The organism is Methanobacterium veterum (genome assembly GCF_000745485.1).
Lineage (GTDB): Archaea > Methanobacteriota > Methanobacteria > Methanobacteriales > Methanobacteriaceae > Methanobacterium_D > Methanobacterium_D veterum.
Genome location: NZ_JQJK01000008.1, coordinates 206486 through 225158, shown reverse-complemented (window position 1 = coordinate 225158; position 18673 = coordinate 206486). Strand labels below are relative to the sequence as shown.

Genomic DNA, 18673 nt, shown 5'->3' with positions numbered 1-18673 from the left:
TCGGTGAATTTTCACTGTTGAAAATTGAAACATGCAAAAAATCATAGATTTTTTGCTGCAGGAGAAACTGTCAAAATTCAAGGAATTTTGACGCAGCAAATCTTTTAGATTTGCATGCTTTGTTTCTCTGCCGTGAAATTGAAAATTTCACCTGCATCGAAATTATAAATTTCGATAGATTTTCAAACACCAAAAATCGAAGCTTGCAAAATTTTTATATTTTGGCTGCGTCAAAATCTTCGATTTTGACAGATTTTTGAGTGAAAGGTTTGATTTAGATAGTAAAAAATGAAAATTTGAGGGTAAAATTAAGAAAATAGAATAATTAGTCTGGTAACATGCCTATGAACTTTTTCAGCCGGTTTAGAATACCTTCTTTATCCGGTTCAATTGGCTTATATTCTTCCCCAAGTAAATGGGCGGTAAGCTGCATGAGTGCATTGCTTGTAGGTGATGATGGATTGATTTCGGCTACAGATTTTCCAAGGGCCATTGATCTTTCCACTTCACGGTCATATGGAATGATTCCAATCATTGGAACTTCAAGTATAGATTCTATCTCATTAACTGAGAGTAAAAAACCATCATCATACCACATATTCAGTACAAATCCAATGATCTGGATATTCAGTTCATTTGAGAGTATTCTAATTTTAAGAGCATCAGCTACAGAAGTCATGGTGGAGTTTGTAACGATGATCATCTCTACATTTTCGGGAAGCCCTTCAAAAATGTTTGAATTAATACCTGCAGGCATATCCATAAGGAAAATGTCACCATAGTCTGCAATTTCTTCCAGTATTTTATTCCACGATATATATTTTGGATTAATATGTCTGAGTGTTTCAAAATGTATTCCTGTTGGAATAACTCTTATACCCTGTTCTATTTCATAAACACATTCATCTATTGATCTGTTTTTAGCTAGAACATCATGTAACGTAACATCTGGATTTAAAAGTCCTGTTATGACATCTAAGTTTGCCATTACTAAATCTAAATCTAGCATTACAACATTTCTGCCGAATAAGGACATTCCTACTCCTAAATTGTACGTTAAGGTAGTTCTTCCAACTCCACCTTTACCCGAAGCAATTGCTATAAATTTTGACATTTTTACCAGTTACTTATTTTTATTAAAAATTTATCCTCTTCTTCCAAGTAATCCTTCAACCAGTTTGGAAATAACTCCTTTTTTATCAGGTTCAATAGGATGGTACTCTTCACCAATTAGATCTGCACCTAACTGCATAATTGCGTTGCTTGTAGGAGATTTTGGATTTTTAACTACAAGTGGTTCTCCAAATGCTGCAGCCCTGCTTACCTCTGGATCATCAGGAACTACTGCAATAACAGGTACTTCTAGGATAGTTTCGATTTCGTTAACTGTTAAAAATGTTTTGTCATGTTGCTCTCTGTTTATAACAACACCTGTTATTTCTACGCCCAGTTTATTGGCAACGATTTTTGTTTTTAATGCGTCACTTATGGAAGGAACCTCTGGAGTTGTAACAAGAATTAATTCCTGTGCTGATGCTATTGCTGCCAGCGCATCTTTTTCAAGCCCTGCGGGAGCATCTATTAAAAGTATATCTGCACTCTCAACCAGTACTGATAAAGCTTCTTCAAGTCTATCTAGTCTGATTTTTCGAAGCCCTTCCAGTGAAATCCCTGCAGGAATAACTTTGACACCGCCTGGCCCTTCATATATGGCATCTTCAATAGAGGCTTCTCCGGATAGAACATCATGTAATGTAATTGATTTTCCTTCCATTCCAAGGATAAGCTCTAAATTTGCCATAGCTACATCTGCGTCCAGCACTATAGTTTCTTCTCCATAAGTAGATAAAGCTACTCCTAAATTTGCAGTTATTGTTGTTTTTCCCACTCCGCCTTTACCTGAGGCGACGGTTATAACTCTTGTCATTCGATACCTCCTAGCTAACTTCCACGTTTATTTTAAAATTGTCTACAATTTCTGGATATCCTCTAAAACTTTTCTTTATCTCTATTTGGGTTATATTAATTATTTGTTTTTTTAAATTATCCAGGTCTTTGGATTCACCCATGAACCTTGATAAAAATCCTTTACTTTCGTATTCTGTGATTATATTTATGGTTCCAGCCAGTTCACTGGTATTATCTAAAAATACCATGACTTCTGTCCCTTTAATTTTTGGAATACTAAGAATTGATTTTTTAATTTTATTCATAAGCGTTAATTCTATTTTTTCAACATCATCATCGCTTAGAGATCCTCCTTTATAGGATTCTAAAATGTTTTCAACTTCTTCTTCACCTACATCTTTTAAACCATACTTTTTCATGAGTTCTGCTCGATCAATAGATTCATTTGCAAGTTCGGCAGTTTTTATCTCTTCATTTTCACTTTTATCAGTTCTTTCAACACCAATATCTGTTTCAGTGGGCGAAATACTGGTATTTACTGATTTAAGTTGAGCTTTCCTTCGAACATCTTCAACATGGTTTGATTTCATTTCTGATATTGATTTGAGCTTATTTTTCACTTCTTCGTTACTGTCTTGAATTTCAGGCTCAACTTGGATATCCTCATTAATTTCAGGTTTTTTAGGTAAAAATGATTCATTTTGTTCTAGTAAAGGAGATTCACTAATTTCAGGTTTTTCTTCAGGTAAAGTAGCTTCGGTTACTTCTGGCTTTTCTTCAGTTAAAGGAGCCTCAATAACCTCAGGTTTTTCTTCAAGTATGGGAGTTTCAATAACCTCAGGTTTTTCAGGTATAAGAGTTTCAATTTTTTCTTTATCTTCATGCCCTGTTTTTTTAAGTTCATCAAGTACATCATTAACTTCAGAACCAGAGTTGAGTAGATATTTTTTATTTATATCCATAAGGTAATTAACCTGAGAATCTCTAAGATCAAAAACTTCAATTAAAGTGCTGCTGTTGTCTGTGGCGGATTTGATTTTTTTAATTGCATCTATCTTTGAATCGTTATTATATGATGCTGCAATTTGTATGCCTTCTTTAAAAAGAATGTGTCCTTCCTCAGAACCGGCAGTTACTCTTATAAATCCATTGTATTCTTTTGATTTTAGTTCGCCTAAAAGTTCATTAAAATTTAGCTGGTCTGCATAAGAGATCATAGACGGTCTGGTAATTGGTAACTCCATTTTTATTCCCCTACAATTATAACTTAAGATATATTAAATTCAATTGAATTTATGTATATCCCTTTTACAGTTATGAATATGTGTGATTTGATGAATTATCATCATAAATTTTTTAGCTGGTTATTTTTTTAAAAGTTTAATTTCAGGAGGGGTTATAATTACCACGTTGCCTTGTTTACAAAGTAATATAGCTTCTCCACCTACATTATCTCGGAATTCTTTTAATTTTTCTCCAACCTGCTTAGATTCCTCTGGATTATTTTCTATAAAACCCATATCCAATATAATTGGATTTTTTTCTTCAGTAATCTGTTTTAGAGCATCTTCTATATCTGGAATGCCCTGGGCTTTCATTAGGATTATTTCATAAAAAGAATGTTCTGGAACGATTATAGTCTCTTTTTCTTCTTCATCTTCACTTTCTTCTTCTAATCCTAGATTTTTCTTTATATAATCCATGACATCTTTCATTTTATTTCCCCTATACTGATTTTATCAGGTGGGTTTTACAGGTTGGTGATTATTTCAGCCCTACATAATCAATAATTACATCCAGTAATCTTGATGCCCCACCATTTTTAATATCTACTGCTGGCAATTTGTATCTTTCCTCATACTTTAATATATCCTTTTTGTCGCTAACGTTCCTCATATTTAAAGAAATGCCAACAACTTTAGTAGGTTCTACAGCTTCTATTGCTTTTATTTCGTAATCTATTCCTCTTGGCTCTCTAAAAGGATGGTTAGGTCTATGGCAAACTACAACAGCATCAGACCTTGAGCCTATGAGTATTGCAGCTGAAAGACCTCTTGGATGTGGGTTCCCATCTTCAGTTAAACTGGATTGTCCTTCCACAAAGATAATATCCGGGTTGTTTTCTTCTTCTAGATATTTCATAGTCCCCATGACTGCTGCAGCGACGTCCATAACTGAAAGACTTCCTGCCCTGAAGTTGAGGTCTGCCGGGCTTTCAAGTCCCATCTCATCAGTTGAAATTACAGCTGCATTTAAACCTTTTTCCTGTGCTGTTTTTCCAAGAATTCTTGTAGTTGTTCGTTTACCGCACTCTTGAGAAGTACCGCCTACAAAAACAACTGGTGCTTTAGGTTTATACGTAATTTTTGGAAGTACTTCCGTACATTGGGAAGGTGCAGTTCCAAATATTTTATTAATAACATCTAAGCGAGAACTAATTTCTTTTATGACCACGCCTTTTGATTTGGCAAATTTTAAAAGAGATGTGTTCTCTGAAAGTGATAAGGACCTAAAGGAAGTTATAACATTCAGCCCGTTATCTATAGCTTGAACAGCGTATTTAAGCGCAGCTCCTTCAGCGCCGATTGGAAGCATAATTGCAATGCTTTTAGCGTCCGTTTTCCCAATGAGTTCAGTTAAACTTGAAGATATTACATTACCGCAAAATTCCATTCCCTGTTTTTTAACACTATCATCAACAAAGCCAACAGATTCTACTCCTTCGAAATTGGCGAATTTTTCACCACCACCGCCACATCCGACTATTATAAAAGGGTTAAGCTTTTTAAATTCTTCTACAGAAGTTATGTCATACAAATAATCACTCCATTATCATTTAGTTGGAATAAGTGTGAGTTTACATTATCTATTTATTTAATAAATATTAAACCAAGTTATATACTTTAAGATATATAATTTATGTATCTATATTCAATCTATTGTGGAGGTTGAAGGAAATCTCGAAAGAGATTTCCTGAACCTCCAATTATATTGAATATAAGTGGAGGCATAGTATGATAGGAAGAGTACTTAAGGACTTAGGCAGGATCAATGGGGTAAATGGATCTTTAGTAGTAGGAAAAGACGGACTAATTATTGAAAGCGAGGTTCCTGGAGATATAGATTCAGAACTCGTGGCAGCTATGTCATCAGCAGTTTTTGGTACAGCCGAAAGATCTGCTGAAGAGATGAAACATGAACCTTTACAACAGGTTATGATTGAAGGACAGTTAGGTAAAACTTTGATGATAGATGCGGGTGAAGGAATTCTGGTTGTTATTACAGATATAGACATAAATCTGGGCCTAATCAGGATTGAAATGAGAAGAAGTGCAGAACGTGTAATAGATCTTCTTACCTAAATGCTGATATTCAGTGCGCCCGTTAAAAGTATTTAACAACATTGGATAATAATATTTAATATAATAATATTAACATATTTATCCTAAACTCTTTGTGTTTTTTATATTGATTTGGAGATGATCAGTTGAGAAAACCCTATGTTATTTTGATAGGAAGTGCTTCTGGAATTGGAAAATCGACTATAGCATCAGAGTTAGCTAAGATATTAGGAATAAAGCATTTAATCGAGTCTGATTTTATAAGAGAAATAGTTAGGGGAGTAATTGGACCTGAATTCGCCCCGGCGCTTCACAAATCATCTTTCGATGCATATGTAACAATACGAGACAAGGAAAGGTATAAAACTAACGCTGCTTTAATAAATGCTGGGTTTCAAGAACACGCTTCATTTGTTATCCCTGCTATTGAAAAAGTTATAAAAAGGGCGGTAGATGATTTTGATGATGTTGTAATTGAAGGTGTGCACCTTGTACCTGGTTTCATTAACATTGATCAGTTCCAGGATGATGCAGATATTCATTTTTTTGTACTTAATGCTGATGAAGAGATTCATAAAGAACGTTTCGTTAAGCGGGCCATGAAAATAAAACGAGGCGGTAAACATCTGGAATATTTCAAAGAAAACAGGATAATTAATGATTATCTTGCTGAACAAGCTGATGAACATGGAGTTCCAGTTATTTACAATGATGAAATTGATACTACAGTTAAAGTGATGCTTACTCACATAAGGCAAATCTGTAAAACTATTAAATTAAGGCACGGTGTAGATAGTATAAAAGATGAAACCAGCACTGTGTTAAAATATGGTGGTAGAATGGAAGATATATCTTATTTTATACATGGTTTTACAGAGCCTCTGCGGAGAAAAATCAATGTTTATGACCCTAAAGAAGCAGAACGCTTTTTTGCATCTTTAGAAAGAAATAAAAAGCGGAAAGAAGATTTAGAAAATATTTATGAACTCTCAAATAATGTTCATAGTCATAGGCTATGCGCTCCGGACGAAGAGAGTCTGAATAAAATGATAAAAGAATTGGATGAAAAAGGATATTTAATTAAAGAATAATAAAATATTTAATTAAATATTGCTTGATACTATTTTTGATATTTTTAATTATTTTTTATTAATTAAGTTATAAGGAGAGAAATAATTTTGAATGAGATGAAAATTGATTGTCCAGTCTGCGAATGTAAAAATTCAATGATAGTTATAACAAAAACAGAAAATATTCCCTATTTTGGAGAAATAATGGAATCTACAGCTAAGTGCCATGATTGTGGATACAAGCATTCGGATATAATGTGCCTTGAACAAAAAGAACCAGTAAGGTATGAGCTAAAGGTAGATAAATCTAATTTAAATGCAAGAGTTATCAGATCTCAATCAGCTACAATCAGTATACCTGAACTGGGCTTGAAAGTAGAACCAGGTCCAAGATCACAGGGTTATGTTTCAAATGTTGAGGGTGTGCTGACAAGATTCCATGACGCGGTTGTGACGGCCATGAATCTTGTTGAAGATGAACAGTCTAAGGAAAATGCATCTAATATTTTAAAAGAACTTGAAAAAGTTAAAAATGGTGAAGATACTGTTACAGTGATAATTGAAGATCCTTTTGGACACAGCATCATAATTCATGAAGATGCCCTCAAAAGAAAATTGAGTCTGGAAGAAATAAAGAACTTGAAAACAGGTTTCACAGTATTTGAAAATGAATAATCTTCCTATTAATAATATCATGAATGAAATTTCTCTTTTTAATACAAAAGGACATGATTATATGCATGTAGCTACATAAGATAATATACAGTATACTTTTAAAATGTTTTTTTAAAGTCTAAATGGTATAAAAATAAAGAAATAAAAGTATAGGGGGAGTATATCTTAAATGGGACGAAAACCGAACCTAAACCCTAATGAAGAAGGTAGGATTGAGTCTGAAGAATATGGTCCTTTACCTGGTCTAGATTATCAGTTTTTTGAGTATATGCAAGAAGGAGTAACAGTTTATGAACTAATGCGTGATGAAGCTGGAGAAATAGTTGATTTAGTCATAACTTATGCTAATCTCGCAGCTTACAGGCAGAGAAAATCTTTAAAGAAAGGTTTAATTGGAAAAAGTATTATTGAGCTTTATGGTTCTGAAGCAGTGTCTATTGATCTTAAAAAAGCTAATGAGGTAGTAACTACTGGAAGAGGGACAGAATATGACACTTATTTTGCCCCTGTAAATAAATATTTCTCTGTTACTGCATTTTCACCAAAAGAAGACGTGTATATTACATTGGCAACTGATATAACAAAGCAGAGAAAGGCAGAGGAAGAAATGCAAATTGAACGCCAGAAACTTATGGATATAATTGAATTTCTGCCGGATGCTACATTTGTAATAGATGAAAATAAAAGGGTAATCGCGTGGAATAAAGCTATTGAAGAGATGACTGGTACTCTCAAAGAAGACATTTTAGGTAAGGGCGAATATGCTTATTCTATACCATTTTATGGCGAAAAAAGGCCTATTTTAATTGATCTGATTTTTTTAAGTGAAAAAGAGATGGAAGATAAATATGCTTATGTGAAAAGAGAAGGAAAAACTTTATTTGCTGAAGTGTTTGTAAGCAACCTCTTTGGTGGAAAAGGAGCTTATGTATCGGTAAAAGCGTCTCCACTATGTGATCGTGATGGAAATCTTGTTGGTTCCATTGAAACAGTTCGTGATATAACAGAATTAAGAAAAGAATTATGCCCTAAATGAATATAAATTTTAAATTTCTTTGAGAAACTTTTAGTTTTGTAAATAATTTGATAGTTTAAATGAAAAAGGAAGTGTTTTAGAAGTTTACTCGATATGAGCATCTTCTTTCTGGCTCTCAAATAAAATTTTGAGAGCATGCAAAAAACTTCGTTTTTTGCTACGTCAAAACTTACAGTTTTGACAGCTTGCAAAACCGAAGGTTTTGCAGCACTTAAACATTTTATGTTTGGTGCATCGAAAATCAAAGATTTTCGAATGTTTGTGAAACAGAGTTTCACAACCACAAAAATCTTCGGTTTTTGTATGCCCGAAAAATATACGATTTTTTGACGGCTGACAAACACCTTGTGTTTGTCGCTCCAAAATTCTATGAATTTTGAGAGGTTAGTATACTGTGTCTTCCACATCTTTTAATTTTAATGTCCTTCTGACATCTAAGCTTAAAGCATCACAATCTGCTTTAATAGCATCTAAGTGTTTTAATATCCTTTCTTTTTCTTCATTGATTCTTTCTACATTTTTGTAAGGATATATTGATTCTTTTAACATTTCATATTCTATTGTTGTGTAAGGATATTCATTGAGCTGTTTGCAGACTTTTTCAAGGACATCCCCTAAAAACTTGTTCATTTCGACTTTGACACGTTCTCTTATCATTTTGTCGCTGTCTAAATGTTGTTTCATTAACCTTACAACTTCTGCTTTTGCAAATGGTAATTCTTCAGCTTCTTCTTCTTGGACTTCTTCGTCCATATTTTCTTCAGTATTTTGAATTTCTTCATCTGACATTGAATTCCTCCTTGTAAACTTTAAAATAAAATTATGTAAAAATAAATTTTACATCTATAATTATTTTGTATCTAGTTTCATTTTAAGCATCAATACATATAAATTTATGCATAAATAAGGGCCATTTCTTTAATTATTTTATACATGATGTAAATTATTTTCAGTTATGATTATACTTCTACTTGTAAAAATTCTGTATAAAATTAGGGTACCATTAATTGAAATTATGATAACAGGCAATATCAACTATATTTATGATTTGAATAATGCAATGCATATAGATACTTTATGGATATTGTCTGTCTAGATTATCTCTAAACTTAGATCTAGTGATCTGGCAGAATGAGTTATATAACCTGTTGAAATGATGTCTGCGTTTGTTTTTGCGTATTCAACAATATTTTCCGGATTTATTCCTCCTGAAACTTCAATTAAAATGTTATCTCTCAAATTCATTGATTCAAGTGCTGAAATAACTTCGTCAATTTCGCGGGGATTCATATTATCCAGCATGACAATGTCTGCACCTGCTTTTGCAGCATCTATAGCTCCTTTTTCGCTTTCGACTTCTATTTCAATTTTTTTGGTGAAACTCACATTCTTTTTGGCCATAATTACTGCTTCTTCAATACTGCCAACAATGGCAATATGGTTATCCTTAATAAGGACAGAATCATCTAATCTAAATCGGTGGGTGTCTCCTCCACCTACTTTAACTGCATTTTTTTCAAAAATTTGCAGTCCTGGTGTTGTTTTACGTGTACCTGCCAGTATAATATTTTCATTTACTTCCCTTATTTTTTGAAGGGTATTAAAGGTTAAGGTTGCAATACCGCTCATTCTCATGAGGAAATTCAATGCAGTACGTTCTAAACTTAAAACTGTCTGTGCATTTCCTTTAATATCCATAATAATATCATTTACTTTTACATTATCTCCGTCATGTTTTTTAGCGGATGATTTAATTTTAAATTCATCAAATAAATCAGATACAACATCAATTCCAGAAATAATTCCTTCTTCTTTAGCTATTATTATTCCCTTTGTTTCCAGGTCTTCAGGAATCAAAGCATTGGAAGTAATATCCTCAAAACCTATATCCTCATAAACCATTTGCTTTAGAATATTTCTCATATTAAATCCCTGTTTAGCTATATAAAGTAAAAGATATAAATAAATAACTCAGAAAGAATCGATTATAGTTAATTTTATAAGTTATATCTAAGGTGAAATATTATGGAGCTTGTATTTTTAGGAACATCATCTGCAATCCCTACCCGTCATAGGAATCACTCTTCAATAGCATTAAAGGCATTTGGAGAGATTTTTTTATTTGATTGCGGTGAAGGCACACAGCTTCAGATGTCAAAGGCTAAAATAAGTCCTATGAAAATAAACAATATATTTATAACTCATTTTCATGGAGATCACATTCTTGGACTTCCAGGAATAATTCAATCAATGGCTTTTAGGGGAAGAAAAAATCCGCTGCATATATTTGGTCCTAAGGGCCTTGTTGAAATGGTAAATATTATAAGAAATTTTGGATATTTTTCCCTTACATTTGAAATTTATATGCATGAAATTGATGATGGAATTATACTGGAAGAAGAAAATTATAGAGTAAGCTGTTCTAAGATGAACCACACCGTTTTGAACTTTGCATATGGTATATATGAAAAAAGAAGGCCTAAATTTATAAGAGAAAAAGCAATAGCCCTTGGTATTAACCCTGGGCCTGATTTTGGAAAACTTCAGCAGGGTATTCCTGTAAAAGTAGGAGATAAAGTAATACAACCAGAGCAGGTCCTTGGGGGAGAAAGAAAAGGGCGTAAGATAGTTTATTCTGGTGATACCACTCCTTCAGAGGGGATGGTGGAATTTGCAAAAGATGCGGATCTTTTGATACATGAATCTACTTTTGAGGGTATTTATGGCGATAAAGCTTATGAAATGGGTCATTCTACATCTGTTCAAGCTGCAGAAATTGCAAAAAAAGCAAATGTTAAACGATTGATATTAACTCATGTAAGTACCAGATATAAAAAATCAGATATCCTTGAAAGTGAAGCAAAGGAAATATTTGAAAATTCTACAGTTGCAGAAGATTTTATGGAGATAGAAGTAGAGCGCTGATATCTTAGCAAATAACGTAAATTTCAGATAATTTAAATACAATTCCTCAACAATTTATAAAAACTAGAAATCTATAGGAATGTGGAATAAATGGCCGTCAGTACAATTTTTATGAATCTACAATTTGATGATATCATTGCCATTGGAGTTACTTTAGTTGCAGCATTTTTAATAGTAAGATTGACATCCCGTTTTCTTAAAAACTCTCAAATTAAATGGGATCTTGACGTAACTATGATTCAGGTCCTAAATGAGATTGTTAAGTATACAATCTATCTAGTCGCTGCAGCTGTAATCCTTGGGTTATTTGGAATCAATTTAACTGCCATTGCTGTAAGTTTAGGAGTAGTGAGTATTGTTGTTGGTTTTGCAGCGCGCGATACACTTTCTAATTTCATTGCGGGAATGTTTATATTTTTGGATAAAAGTTTTAGAGTAGGAGATATTGTTGAAGTATCTAATCAGAAAGGAAAAGTAGTTAAAATGGGTTTTAGGCTCACTACTATAATTACATATGATAAAAAGATTATCACGATTCCAAATGCACTGTTTTCAACCAATCCCTTTATAAACCATACTGCATCGGATACAAGAAGAGTAGATCTGGATATAGTTATACCTTATACTATGAACCTTGAAGAAACTTCAAAATCCCTTGAAGATATGGCTACTGGATGTGATTGGGTCCTGAAAAAACCTAAACCAAAAGTTATAGTTAGAGAACTTATAGATGTGGGGGTCAGATTAACACTATGTGTATGGGTAAATGATCCTTGGAGAGTTACAGAACATCGTTCAGCCCTTGGAAAAGCAGCTAAGAAACTTTTAAGGGATGAAAACATAAAATACGGATAACTGCAGGATGTAATTATTAGATGATATATACTTTCTAAAACACACAGGTCAATTTAAGTATTTTTGGATATGTTCTCATTTAAATGATATTTAACACGTTTAAATAGATGAATTAACAATATATCTAATTAAATTTTTTAACTAGCGGTATAATTATGCGGAAGATGATCAGATGGATTTAACAATGTCTAAATATAAAATTTTAGCTGTTGTAATTGTTTTAGTGTGTGTAATTGTGTCTTCAGCTGTAATAATCGTTGGTTACGAGAAATCTAAGGAGTTAAATGCATATCAAACTAATTTATACCTTCGTGGAAATGGAAGTGCTCCTGTTGATCTATTAAGCCCTTCAACTACTAATTCTGTATCTGGAAGTACATCTGATGTATACCGGATTGTAATTCCAAGAATGGGAGTTAACGCCAAGATAAATTCGGAGACTGTAAATGGGTATAATACTGTTTATCATTATCCTGAAAGTGTCGAACCTGGCCAAAATGGAGAATGTGGTTTATTAAGTCATAGGACACATTACTCTGGATTATTCCGCCAACTTGGTAGTTTAAAGGTTGGAGATCAGGTTATAATAAAAGATTATACTATATCTAAAAAATATATTTATAAAGTCACATCGAATGGTGATGACATCCGGTGGGATTATAAAGAAAATCCAATTTCATTTGCTCAAAGTGGAGAGCCCCGGTTGTTACTTATAACATGTTACCCTCCAGGAAGGAAGCTGGCAGCTTATATAGTCCATTGTAAACTGGTTTCTACAACCTCTTTAACTTAGTTTTAGAATATTTTTTTTATTTGGGAGCTATAACAAATGGGATTAGTTTATATTGATATTGATAATCTAATTAAGTGACTCTTTCCAGTAAAATTTGGATGTTGAGCTGTTATTTGGTAATAACTTCCTATTGTAAGTTATTGTTACTGCAAACACTTAATAGAAATATTTAATAGTAAAGAAATTCTATATGTTAAGTTTTCCTGAAGGTTTAAAAACTAAGGAATTATTTTTTCGAATTCAGGATAAAACAATGGAAAATTAAATTACATCAATTTCCAGAGACTCTAAAGAAAAAACTGGACTGATACTATGGTAAAAATAAAAGTAGACGAGGGCGCATGTGTGGGATGTGGATCTTGCGTTGAGGACTGCCCAAACGATGTGTATGAATTGGATAGTGAGCATGGTAAAACTGTTGTAGTGAATGAAAAGGATTGTATGGCGTGTTTGTCATGTCATGAGATTTGTCCTTCCCAGGCACTGGAACACGACGACATACCTGTGGCCAAAAGGCTTTATATAGACCGAAAAGTAAATCAGATTATAAATAAAATATTATAGGGCCTTAAACATAATATCTGGTGGAATAAACGCATAAACAAGTACACTAGAAATATATTCTAAATAAGTATGTGATGGTAACAAGGATCTTATTATCAGCCGTTTTTTTAAAATACGGCTAAAATAACTATTTGGCATGGAAAAAGTTTTTAAGCTACTTATTGAATAAAAGTAGTGGACATGGTTGGGGAACTTATAGATATCAAAGCTAGAAACAAACCATGCAGACTGGATACTGGTCTTAAAACCATGATAATTTGATATAATAATTAAATTTACTATTTTTTTATAATTTTGACTCTCCTTTTTATTATTAGGTAATAATTTGTTATTATAATTTATAGAGTGTTACGAACATGTAATATAAATCCTTAATAGTAAAGACGTTTTATATAGAAAAATATCCCTACAAGGTAATATTAGAGATTGAATTATTTTTTTTTAATTCAAAAAAAAATTGTGTAGGAAGGATTTAATTGGGTTAAACATCTTTCCAAATTGCTTTAAAAGGAAAAATGAGGGGATTGCTATGGTAAAAATAAAAGTAGACGAGGATGCATGTGTGGGATGTGGGTCTTGCGTTGAGGATTGTCCCAGTGACGTGTATGAATTGGATAGTGAACATGGTAAGACTGTTGTAGTGAAAGAAGGGGATTGTATGGCGTGTTTGTCATGTCACGAGATTTGTCCTTCCCAGGCACTGGAACACGATGATATACATGTAGCTAAAAGACTTTATATTGACCGAAAGGTAAATTCAACTATAAGCAAAATAATATAAGGAGTTTTAGACATGGAAATTGAACGTAAAGAAATAAGAGGCGATTTTAAACCTGAACTAATTCCTCCAGAAACTGGTGGAGACATCAATGACTATGAAGAAGCCCTTCACGTTCTTATGAAATTTGTGGGATCTATGTCAAGTGCATTAGAACAGGTTTCTGGGCGCGGTGCAAATGCTATTGTTTATCAAGCAGGGAAAAGAATGGGACATGAAGCTGGTAAACTGGCAGAAAAAACCGATGATCTGGAAAAAGCCATGAATCAATTGAGTCAAATACTTGGGATGGAATTTTATTTTGAAATGTGGAAACCTTCAGATCAGGAAGGATATACTATTGAGAAGGGCCACGAAACTATTGTAAAACTTTTATTTATGGATTGTGTTGTAAGACAAACATTAAGAAGAACAGGTCTGCCTCAAAAAGGGCCGCTATGTTATCTCTTATATGGATACATGGTTGGGGCTGTAGAAGAAGTTATGAGTATCAGGGGAAAACTTGATATAGACCATGTAGGACCAAACGCTTGTCTTAAAACCCTAACTATAGGATGGGGTGGTAAATAATGGTAAAAATCGCACTTGAATGGCTTGCTGGCTGTGCTGGTTGTGAAATTTCCATTCTTGATTTACATGAAGGAATAATGGAATTACTCAAAGAAGCAGATATTGTTTATGCGCCAGTTTTAATGGATACAAAAGAAGTACCAGATGACATTGATATTGCAATAGTTTCTGGATCTGTACGAAATAAAGAAAACAAAGAAAGGCTTGAAGAATTACGTAAAAAGTCTAAAACATTAATTGCATACGGAACATGTGCATGTTATGGAGGTATAACTGGAATGGCCGACCTTTACAGGCCAGAAGATGTAACAGCAAGGATTTATTCAGATAATCCTAGTACTGAAGCAGCTGACGTACCTTCGGAGGTAGTTCCAGAACTTTTACCGATTGTTCACCCTGCAGGTGATTTCACAGAAATAGATTACTTTTTACCAGGATGCCCTCCTAAAGAACTTCTTGTTTGGGACATATTGATGCCTTTAATTAAAGGAGAAACTCCAGATGTTCCTAAAAAGAGTGTATGTGCCGACTGTTCAAGGTGGATGGATCACGTTGAATTTGACAAGCTCAACAGGAGAATTGAAGGGGATCCAGATCCTCAAAAATGTTTCTTAAGCCAGGGTTATGTTTGTTTAGGTTCTGTTACACTTGGAAGGTGCGGTGCACTATGTACATCTGCAGGTATTCCTTGCCATGGTTGTGGTGGTCCTTCTCTTGATGTTTTAAGGGAACCAAGCCACGATGTATATAATGGTGTAATAAAAAGGATAGCTCACCTTTCTAAGATGCCAGAAAAGGATGTTGAAAAACAGATAAGAGATATCGGGCACGTAATATATGGATTCGTAATTGGAAGTACAATTATGGAGGATAAACAGGTTTCATTGATCCCTCAGCTGGTCAAGAAATAATAGAAGCGTGATAATATGAAACAGATAGAAATAAATCCAGTAACAAGAATTGAAGGACATGCAAAAATCACAGTTCAGTTGGATGATTCTGGAAACGTTTCAGATGCTCACTTTCATGTAATGGAGATAAGAGGATTTGAAAAATTCCTGGAAGGGGCAGCGGTTGAGGAAGCTCCTAGGATAACTCCACGTATATGTGGAATATGTCAAACTGCACACCATTTAGCAGCTGCTAAAGCCACTGATACTGTGTTTGGACTACAACCTCCAGAAGCCGCTAAAAAACTGAGAGAGCTCATGCTTCTTGGTCAATATATTCACTCACATGCATTACATTTTTATTTCCTTGGCGCACCGGACCTTGTATTGGGGCCAGATTCTGATCCTACACAGAGAAATGTAATTGGAATCATTAAAAAAGACCCTGAACTTGCAAAAATGGCAATAAAAACCAGGAAAGTCGGTCAGGACATAACAGAAGTGGTGGGAGGAAAAGCAATACACCCAGTCACTGCTGTTGCAGGTGGACAGACAAAGGCAATGAGCGCTGAAGAAAGAGCTAAACTTTTGGAATCTACAAAAATGGCCATTGAACTTATAGAAAAAGGTGTTGGGGTATCAAAACCATTATTTGAGCAGTATGCGGAAGCAATAGAATTATTGGGTCCAGTTGAAACTTATTTTGGGGGTCTAACAAATGGTGGAAACCTTGAAGTTTATGATGGTCCTATGAAAATAATCGATAAAGCAGGAAATTCTGTTCACGAGTTCCAGTCTTCTGATTATCTGGACTACATAGAAGAAAAAGTACAGCCGTGGTCTTATCTTAAATTCCCATATCTCAAACAAACAGGATTCCCTGATGGTAACTACAGAGTTGGGCCTCTTGCAAGGTTAAATATAGCTGACAATGTCCCAACAGAAAAAGCTGGTGCACTGTATGGTGAGTTCAAAGATAAGTTTGGAATTGCTCAAAACACTCTCCTGTACCATTATGCTCGTCTTATTGAGTTAATGTACGCTGCAGAAAGGTCATTACAACTTTTAGAGGATGATGACATAGTAAGTACTGAGATAAGGCAGTTCTTAAGCGAACCATTGATGACAAGGGAAGAAGCAAAACAGTCCAGTGAAACTAAAAGAGGAGTAGGAATAATAGAAGCTCCGAGGGGATCTCTTATCCATGATTACGAAACAGATGCTGCTGGAATAATAACACGTGCAAACCTTGTAGTTGCAACAGGTCAAAACAACCTTTCTATGGATATAGGGGTAAGAGAAACAGCTAAAGCTTTAATTAAAGGTGAAGAAGTCTCAGAGGGTATTAAAAACCAGCTTGAAATGATAATAAGGGCATATGATCCATGTCTTTCATGTGCAACCCATGCAATTGGTGGAGACTCACCACTTTTAGTAGATATACATGACAGTGAAGGCGATCTCTTGAAAAGGCATTTATTGTAACTGAATGGTTACATAATTATTTATTTTTTTTTATTTCACCTAAACACGAAGTGTCTGGCCCCTTAATCATAAAATGATTTGGGAATTTAATACTTTCTTTTTTTTAAATCTATTCATTAAACCATAGCTGTGTTTAAGATAAAACTTAAAAACTATAAACATAAACTAAAATATATTTGAATATTTAAAAAATGTCAAATAGAATCAATCAGTCTTAAATAAGTTATTAATGATTATATCTGGGATATCTTAAATGAATCAACGTGGTTATATGGATTCGGATATAGAAAGCCAATTAATAAGGACTTTAAACAATTTGGATAAAGTTGAAGGCATAGACGGCAGTTTAATTGCTGATGACAATGGTAATGTGCTCTGCCACACTATGTCCCGGGGAACGGATACTTCTCTTTTTGGCCCAATGGCCCATGTAATTATGAGTTCATCGAAAAGGCTGTTGAATTCAGCTGACAGTGGAGAAATCCAAAGGGTACTGGTTGAATCTTATGGCGGAAAGGCTCTTTTTTTACACCTGAAAAATACCTACTTCATTGTGCTTATGGAAATATCTGCAAATGTGGGGCTGGTAATGGTTTCAGCTAAAAGGGCTGCAAAAGATATAATGGAAATTACAAGGGATATAGTTTGGGAAGCTCCAGTTGAAGAAGAAGTACTTATAGATTCTCAAGAAGAAATTACGGCTACCTCTACTTCAGAAGTATTAGATGTCCATGATAATACAGAAACAGAAACTGTCGAAATTGAAAGTGAAGCGTCTGAAGGATTAGAAACTGAAGAACTAAATGTAGAAACAGTGGATAAACTCATTGAAACTGAAGACTTAAAAGAAGCATTTGATGAGGTCATAGGAACTGAAAAATTAAATGAGATACTGGAGTCTGAAGAGTTTAAGGCATTAGATATTAAAGAAGCGAAAGAAAAGCTTTCGAAAATGTTGGAAGTTGAAACAGAAGAATCATCACCTGTAGTTGCAGAATCTGAAACAATATCTCCTGATACAATTATACCTGAAGTTGAAATTGAATCAAAAGTTGAAGAAATTGAAGTTCAGGACGAAATGGCAATTTCAGAAGAAGAGTTAGAAGGAGTACATGAAGAAGAAACTCAAGAGATTGAAGAACCAGAAAGCAGTATTCCAGTTATAAAACCGCCAATTTCATTCCCAGAATTACCTGAAAACATTGAAATACCTGCTGGAGATAAGGAAGAATCTAATCTGGTTTTAGATATATATGAGGCAGTATTTTTGGCAATGTCCATTGGAGCAAGCAAAATTATGGGCGTATCACCTGCAAGGGGACTTATAAAGAGATTTTTACCTTTAGATGAATGTAAAACTCTTTTAGATGGTGTTGATGTAAAAAGTAATTCTGTGGTTGATTTTGATAAGATAAGGGAAAATGCTGAAAATATTCCTTTAAATGAAAGATCAAATACACTTATCACTGATTTTAGTAAAATAATTGACATTATAACTGAAAACTATGGTAAAGTAATGGGATATGGAGCTTTTAGAGGAATAGTCCGTAATGAATTTAAAACGATTAATAATTCATATGGAAGAGCCATGAATGATCTTGGAATTAAAGATAAAATTCATCCTGAGCTAATAGTTCTTTTTAAATAAGTTAATTATGTATTTTTAGTTTTTATTGAACCATTTGTTAAAAAGCAGGGTTTTACAAATATTTTATACATAAAAACCTGTTAAAATACAAATAATAAAAAATTAGGTTTTTAAATGGAAACTGGTGAAATTCCC

The 18673-nt window shown here is 33.7% G+C and carries 20 protein-coding genes; 13 read left to right on the top strand and 7 right to left on the bottom strand.

Annotation, left to right across the window (positions count from 1 at the left end):
• Nucleotides 1-325: 325 nt before the first annotated feature.
• From minD (EJ01_RS01240) to EJ01_RS01220, 5 genes are all read right to left on the bottom strand, one after another.
• On the bottom strand, nt 326-1114 hold the full coding sequence (gene minD, locus EJ01_RS01240; protein ID WP_048080116.1) for a cell division ATPase MinD: 789 nt from the start codon (nt 1112-1114) through the stop codon (nt 326-328).
• Nucleotides 1115-1144: 30 nt separating this feature from the next.
• Nucleotides 1145-1927, bottom strand: coding sequence for a septum site-determining protein MinD (gene minD / locus EJ01_RS01235; RefSeq protein ID WP_048080115.1), 783 nt, complete (start codon nt 1925-1927; stop codon nt 1145-1147).
• A 10-nt stretch (nt 1928-1937) separates the two neighbouring features.
• Nucleotides 1938-3152, bottom strand: a complete 1215-nt coding sequence (locus EJ01_RS01230; protein ID WP_048080114.1) for a DUF2226 domain-containing protein — start codon at nt 3150-3152, stop codon at nt 1938-1940.
• Nucleotides 3153-3272: 120 nt separating this feature from the next.
• Nucleotides 3273-3623, bottom strand: a complete 351-nt coding sequence (sepF, locus tag EJ01_RS01225; protein ID WP_048080113.1) for a cell division protein SepF — start codon at nt 3621-3623, stop codon at nt 3273-3275.
• 49 nt (nt 3624-3672) lie between these two features.
• Nucleotides 3673-4725 carry a DUF1611 domain-containing protein gene (locus EJ01_RS01220; protein WP_048080112.1) on the bottom strand — a complete coding sequence of 351 codons (1053 nt, stop codon included), beginning with the start codon at nt 4723-4725 and terminating at the stop codon, nt 3673-3675.
• A 197-nt stretch (nt 4726-4922) separates the two neighbouring features.
• On the opposite strand from EJ01_RS01220, the gene EJ01_RS01215 reads away from it, so the two are divergent.
• The 4 genes from EJ01_RS01215 (at nt 4923) to EJ01_RS01200 (ending at nt 8030) form a co-directional block, all read left to right on the top strand.
• On the top strand, nt 4923-5270 hold the full coding sequence (locus EJ01_RS01215) for a roadblock/LC7 domain-containing protein (protein ID WP_048080111.1): 348 nt from the start codon (nt 4923-4925) through the stop codon (nt 5268-5270).
• Between the two features lie 125 nt (nt 5271-5395).
• Complete coding sequence (locus EJ01_RS01210) at nt 5396-6340, top strand: 3H domain-containing protein (protein ID WP_048080110.1); 945 nt, start codon at nt 5396-5398, stop codon at nt 6338-6340.
• Nucleotides 6341-6436: 96 nt separating this feature from the next.
• Nucleotides 6437-6994, top strand: coding sequence for a ZPR1 zinc finger domain-containing protein (locus EJ01_RS01205; RefSeq protein WP_048080536.1), 558 nt, complete (start codon nt 6437-6439; stop codon nt 6992-6994).
• Between the two features lie 169 nt (nt 6995-7163).
• Nucleotides 7164-8030 carry a PAS domain-containing protein gene (locus EJ01_RS01200; protein WP_048080109.1) on the top strand — a complete coding sequence of 289 codons (867 nt, stop codon included), beginning with the start codon at nt 7164-7166 and terminating at the stop codon, nt 8028-8030.
• 384 nt (nt 8031-8414) lie between these two features.
• Here EJ01_RS01200 and EJ01_RS01190 read toward each other — a convergent pair whose 3' ends face one another.
• Nucleotides 8415-8819 (bottom strand): ubiquitin family protein, encoded by a 405-nt coding sequence (locus EJ01_RS01190; protein ID WP_048080107.1) that lies wholly within the window; start codon nt 8817-8819, stop codon nt 8415-8417.
• Nucleotides 8820-9122: 303 nt separating this feature from the next.
• Nucleotides 9123-9953: a carboxylating nicotinate-nucleotide diphosphorylase gene (nadC, locus tag EJ01_RS01185; RefSeq protein ID WP_048080106.1), complete on the bottom strand. Its 831-nt coding sequence runs from the start codon at nt 9951-9953 to the stop codon at nt 9123-9125.
• 102 nt (nt 9954-10055) lie between these two features.
• Between nadC and rnz the strand changes: the two genes are divergently transcribed.
• The 9 genes from rnz (at nt 10056) to EJ01_RS01140 (ending at nt 18538) form a co-directional block, all read left to right on the top strand.
• Nucleotides 10056-10955: a ribonuclease Z gene (rnz, locus tag EJ01_RS01180; protein WP_048080105.1), complete on the top strand. Its 900-nt coding sequence runs from the start codon at nt 10056-10058 to the stop codon at nt 10953-10955.
• Nucleotides 10956-11045: 90 nt separating this feature from the next.
• Entirely contained in the window at nt 11046-11810 is a 765-nt protein-coding gene (locus EJ01_RS01175) for a mechanosensitive ion channel family protein (RefSeq protein WP_048080104.1), read from the top strand.
• A gap of 184 nt (nt 11811-11994) precedes the next feature.
• Nucleotides 11995-12603, top strand: a complete 609-nt coding sequence (locus tag EJ01_RS01170; RefSeq protein WP_048080535.1) for a class E sortase — start codon at nt 11995-11997, stop codon at nt 12601-12603.
• A gap of 312 nt (nt 12604-12915) precedes the next feature.
• Nucleotides 12916-13167, top strand: a complete 252-nt coding sequence (locus EJ01_RS01165) for a 4Fe-4S dicluster domain-containing protein (RefSeq protein ID WP_048080103.1) — start codon at nt 12916-12918, stop codon at nt 13165-13167.
• Between the two features lie 529 nt (nt 13168-13696).
• Nucleotides 13697-13948 (top strand): 4Fe-4S dicluster domain-containing protein, encoded by a 252-nt coding sequence (locus tag EJ01_RS01160; protein WP_048080102.1) that lies wholly within the window; start codon nt 13697-13699, stop codon nt 13946-13948.
• Nucleotides 13949-13960: 12 nt separating this feature from the next.
• Nucleotides 13961-14515 (top strand): hypothetical protein, encoded by a 555-nt coding sequence (locus EJ01_RS01155; RefSeq protein ID WP_048080101.1) that lies wholly within the window; start codon nt 13961-13963, stop codon nt 14513-14515.
• The gene (locus tag EJ01_RS01150) at nt 14515-15426 is read left to right on the top strand and encodes an NADH-quinone oxidoreductase subunit B family protein (protein WP_048080100.1); all 912 of its coding nucleotides are present in this window, start codon (nt 14515-14517) and stop codon (nt 15424-15426) included. The genes EJ01_RS01155 and EJ01_RS01150 overlap by 1 nt, the downstream gene beginning before the upstream one ends.
• Nucleotides 15427-15441: 15 nt before the next feature.
• The gene (locus tag EJ01_RS01145) at nt 15442-16890 is read left to right on the top strand and encodes a Ni/Fe hydrogenase subunit alpha (protein ID WP_048080099.1); all 1449 of its coding nucleotides are present in this window, start codon (nt 15442-15444) and stop codon (nt 16888-16890) included.
• A gap of 271 nt (nt 16891-17161) precedes the next feature.
• Complete coding sequence (locus EJ01_RS01140) at nt 17162-18538, top strand: roadblock/LC7 domain-containing protein (protein ID WP_048080098.1); 1377 nt, start codon at nt 17162-17164, stop codon at nt 18536-18538.
• Nucleotides 18539-18673 lie beyond the last annotated feature (135 nt).